General features: G+C 53.5%; 1 protein-coding gene. It reads right to left on the bottom strand.

The features are described from left to right. Positions 1-5605 (bottom strand): amino acid adenylation domain-containing protein (locus tag ACWA2B_RS27695; protein ID WP_449292856.1); only part of this gene is annotated, 5605 nt, incomplete at both ends.

Below are 5605 nucleotides of genomic sequence, written 5' to 3'. Positions count from 1 at the left end.
TTTTCCCGTTCGGTGTCAGCGGGAAACGATCCAGTTGTACCACATACGTCGGGATCATGTAATCGGGCAGCTTCGGCTGCAGCGCATTCCGTAGCTCCGGCAAACTCAGGGACGCTGAAGCTATGATATAGGCACACAGATCCTTGTGTCCATCTTCGTTTTCCCATGCTGTGACGATGGCTTTCTGAATGCCGTCCACGGTCAGCAGCTGCGCTTCCACCTCACCCAGCTCGATCCGGTACCCCCGGATTTTCACTTGGTGGTCAATCCGGCCCAAATACTCAATGCTGCCGTCTGGCAACCACCGGGCCAGGTCGCCCGTTCGGTACATTCGGTGTGCGTAAGTGCTGTCCGCTGGATCGGTTGCTGCCGCAACAGCGAACGGATTCAGGACAAACTTCTCTGCCGTCAGCTCTGGCAGATTCAGGTATCCTCGTCCGACACCTGCACCCCCGATATAGAGTTCACCTGCGATACCGATCGGTACCAGCTGTTGCTGGCTGTTCAGGATGTACACCGACTGGTTCGCGATCGGCGTTCCGATAGATACCGTATGCTCCCCTTTTTCCAGCAGTGCGTTCAGGGACTCCATATCTTCAATCGTATAAGCGGTCGCATCTACCGTCGTTTCGGTCGGACCGTACACGTTCGTAATCACCGGACGATACCCGGCCCATTTGTGTAGGAACACATGTACCAGCTGCACGGATAATGCTTCGCCACCGATCAGGTAATGCTTCACTTCCGGTGCTTCCGTCACACTGACACTTTCGTTCAAAATATGCAGATGCGCAGGTGTGCCGTCCGACAAATCAATCCGGTGTGTGCGGTAGTAGGCGATCAAATGCTCTCCGCTCAGACTGACGTCACGGGACACCACGTGCAGGGTGTGGCCTAACAGCAAGCTGGCAAAGATTTGCTTCACCGAAGCGTCAAATACAAATGCTGACAGCCATGCGACATGAAGCGGCTGTTCGTAACGACTGTATACTCGTTTCCATAAAGCATCTACCAGATTGCTAACACTGCTCTGCTCAATCATGACCCCTTTCGGCTGACCGGTGGTGCCTGACGTATAAATCATATAGGCCAGGTTATGCGGGCCGGCGATAGGGATCAGGTTGCTCGCATCCTGTGCTCCCAGTTGAGCTTGAGCGTCCTCGTCATCCAAGACTACAGCTCGAACTGTGGATGGCAAGCTGAGCGACAGGTTGGCAACTCTACTTGTAATCACGACCTTGGCCCCACTGTTTTGGAGCATGTAGTCGATGCGCTCCTGTGGATACATCGTATCCATCGGCACATACGCGCCTCCGGCCTTCAGTACCCCCAGAATGCTCACCAGAATATCCGCAGAACGTTCCAGCAATACGCCCACCGGTTGATCTGCTTCGACCCCTTCCGCTCGTAACACACGAGCCAATTGGTTCGCACGCTCATTTAGCTCAGTGTAGGTCAGCGCGGTGGCCTCAGACACAACGGCTATCCGCTCAGGGTTGCGCTCAGCTTGCTCTTCAAAGCGTTCGCTGAGCGAATGGCCTTGCACCTGTCTGTGTTCAGCACAACGCACGCTATGTGCATTCGGATCATTGAACACCTTCAGAATCTGCTCGGTTTCTTCCGCCGTAATCAACTCCAGCTCTCCCAGCTTCGCATCCGGATTCGCCGCCACGGCTTCGACCAAGCGAACAAAGTGACGCGTCATCCGTTCTACCGTTTCGCGCTCGTACAACGCAGTTGCATACTGCAATCCAAACTGGATGCCTGCCTCTTCCTCTCTAGCTTCCATCATCAAATCAAACTTGACTGGCGTTTGTTCCAGGCCGTATGGACGGAAGCTCAGGTTTGCCAGTTGCAGTTCGCCTTCCTCAGTCGTTTGCAGCGTAAACATCGTATCGAACAGCGGATGGCGGCTCATATCCCGCTTCACGTTCAGCTTTTCCACTAGCTCCTCAAACGGATAGTCCTGGTGCTCGTAAGCTTGCAGGGCACGCGTCTTCACATCCTCCACATAGCTTCGGAAGCTTTGCTCTGACGTCGGATAGTTCCGCAATGCCAGCGTTCCGACGAACATCCCAATCATCGGCTCCAGATCGGCATGCGGTCGTCCGGCAATTGGTGTGCCGACTACGATATCTTCTTGCCCGCTGTATTGGTGTAGGAGTGCAGTGTACGCTGCCAGCAGCACCATATACAGCGTGGAGCCTGTGTACGCCGCCAGTTCTTTCAGCCGTTCGCTGACTTCACGTTCCAATCCGAACACCACCGTATCGCCTGCCGTACTTCGCACCGCCGGACGGGCAAAGTCCGTAGGTACATCCAGCACTGGCAGCTCACCCTGGAAGGTGCCCAGCCAGTACGCTTCCTGACGTTGCATCCACTCTTGATGGGCTTCGCTTTGCTGCCATACCGCATAATCCTTGTATTGTATCCGCAATGGTAATAGCTCTTCACCGTCGTACAAGCGGACAAATTCATCGGTCAGTACACCCATGGACACGCCATCCGAAACGATGTGGTGCATATCGAGCATGAGTAAATGCTGCGGTTCCTGCTCGGTTCCTTGTACGCCCAAATCTACCAAGCCTACTCGCAGCAGCGGAGCAGCTTGCAGATCGAACGGTCGTACAAACTGCCGCACCCGTTCTTGTACTTCCTGGCTGACCATCGTGTCCGCATCCGTGGTTGTGTCCTGGTCTGTACCCATAGTCGCAGCTTCTGCCTGTACCTTTGTATATTCCAATTCAAACGGCACAGTGTCCTCAATCCATTGCATTGGCTCACTGTCCACTAGTGCAAAGCGGGTACGCAAGGTCGCATGACGGGCGATTAATTGATGGAACGCGTTTTCTACCCGCTTCACATCCAGGGGTCCGCTCACTTGCAGCACCGACGGCATGTTGTAGTTCACATCATACGGGTCGAACTGATGCAGCACATACAGTCGTTTTTGCGCCGACGATAACGGGTAGAAGTTGCGTTCTTCCGTTACTGGAATGGACGCATATGTTACTTGATCCAGATATTCCAGTACGACTGCCAATTGCTCAATCGTTGGTGCTTCAAAAATACTGCGCAATGGAAGCGGCTTGTTCAGCTCCTTGTGAATCCTCGAGGCGAGCGTCGTCGCCCGCAGTGAATGCCCACCAATCTCGAAGAAGTTTTCCTTCACGCCGACCTGCGCCAGGCCCAGCACATCCTGCCAGATTTGCGCCAACTTCACTTCCACCCACGTCCGCGGTGCGACATAGTCGGCTACGCTTTGCAGGCTGTCTTCTGGTGCTGGTAGAGCCTTGCGGTCGATTTTACCGTTCGGTGTCAGCGGCATTTGCTCCAGCTGTACCAGATAGGAAGGGATCATGTAACCCGGCAGCTTCTGGCTCAAATCGCTGCGTAGCTCACTTGCGACAACTTCCTCATCGGCGACCACATAAGCGCAGAGCTGCTTCTGCCCTTGCTCATCTTCCCGTGCGATGACCACAGCTTCTCGCACTGCCTCCAGCTTCAACAGCTGCGTTTCTACCTCGCCCAGTTCGATCCGGTAGCCCCGAATTTTCACCTGCGCATCGATCCGCCCCTTATATTCAAGCGTACCGTCCACATTTAAGCGTACCGTGTCACCTGTGCGATAGCAGCGTTCTCCGCTGCGGAACGGGCTATCAATGAACTTTTCGGATGTCAGGTCCGGACGGTTGCGGTATCCACGTGCCACCCCGTCACCGCCTACCAGCAGTTCACCCCATACCCCGACGGGTTGAAGCCGCATCGAACGGTCCACGACGTACGCTGTTGAATTATGGATCGGTCTACCAATTGGCACCGATTCCGATTGCACACCGGTGATCGCATGCACTGTGGAAAAAGTCGTATTTTCAGTCGGGCCATAGATGTTACTGATTCGAAGGGACGGATGGGCCTCCAGCACCCGGTTCATATGTGGTACGGACATCACATCACCGCCGACCAGCAGTTCCCGTATCCCCTCGAACAGCGCCAAATCCTGCTGAGACAACTGGTTAAAGAGCGGTGTGGTCAGAAACATCGTGGTAATACCGTGACTGCGCACTGCTTCCTTAAGCTTGAGCACGTCCAAAATGATATCCTGACTCACTAGCACCAGCTGTCCACCGTTTAATAGAGCGCCCCAAATTTCGAAGGTGGATGCGTCGAAAACAATAGCCCCTGTCTGCAAAATGCGCGTGTCAGCATCCAACTGCGCGTAGTTTGTATTTTTCACCAAACGTACGACATTACGATGCTCTACCATGACACCCTTCGGCTGCCCCGTCGTACCTGACGTATAAATGACATACGTTAGATCGTTCGGACCGGACAACGGCTCCAGGTTGGAACCATCCTCGTGATACACACTTTGTGCTCCATTCAGCACCAGTACCTGACCATCAAAAGCTACTTTGTCCACCAGATGGCTTTGCGTTAACAACAGCTCTACTCCCGAGTCGTCCAGCATGTAGCGGATACGCTCCTCCGGATACGTCGGATCGATGGGGACATATGCGCCCCCAGCTTTCAAAATGCCTAAGATCCCCACGATCAAGTCTACCGAACGCTCGGTCATCAGTCCCACCAAACGATCCTTCGTCACACCTTGACTACGCAAGGTGCGCGCCAGACGATTCGCACGTTCATTCAGCTCGCGATAGGTCAGCTGTTCTCCTTCAAAGAACAATGCTGGCTGTTCCGGTGTGTGTGCCGTTTGTGTCTCGAACAGGCCATGGATCGTTTGCTCGCTCGGATACTCGGCGGCTGTATTGCCCCATACGCGGAGAATTTGCTCGCGCTCCTGCGTACTTACCATATCCAGCTCCTGCACCCGAGTGTCCGGCTTCGCTACCACCTGCTCCAATAGCTGTATCAGATGGCCCTGAGTCCGCTTCACGGCTTCACGATCATATAACTTCGCATTGTATTCAAATCGGATTTTCATCGCTTCCTGCGGCATGACAACCAGATTGAAATCATAGTTGGTTTGTTCAATCATGCCGGCATTGCGAATTTCAAAGTCCGACGCTGCACCTTCCCCAAGTTGCTCGACCTGCTCCTCCACCGGATAGTTTTCAAACACGATAATGTGGTTGATCAGGTCTTGCTTTTGCTCGGTCAAGGCTTGAATTTCATACAGCGGATACGTTTCATAATCTTGAGAAGTCAGCGCCTGTTTCTGATTCGTTCTGATCAGGTCGGCAAAGGTATCGTCAACCCCACTGCGGATACGTATTGGAATGGTGTTAATGAACAAGCCCACCATGTTTTCGATCCCCGAAATATCCGCTGGACGACCCGACACTACACCACCAAAAACAGCGTCATCACTACCGTTGTACTTTTGGAGCAGCAAGCCCCAAGCTGTTTGCAGCAATGTATTCGGGGTCACGTGGTGCTGCTTGGCCACCATTTCCATACGTCCAGTCAAATCCTTGCCCAGATCACACAGGATATGCTCAAATTGGGCATCGTCCGCTTTCACGCCTACTTTTCCGGTCGGAATCGAAGTTTGCTGATCATAGCCGAGCAAATAATCCTTCCAGTAGGAAGCTGCTGCTGCTTCATCCTGTGCTTCAAGCCACTCAATATACTGACTGTA

The sequence above is a fragment of the Paenibacillus sp. CMM36 genome (assembly GCF_053570945.1).
The sequence above is the reverse complement of the archived record's forward strand: the minus strand, read 5'-3'. Positions and strand labels throughout refer to the sequence as shown.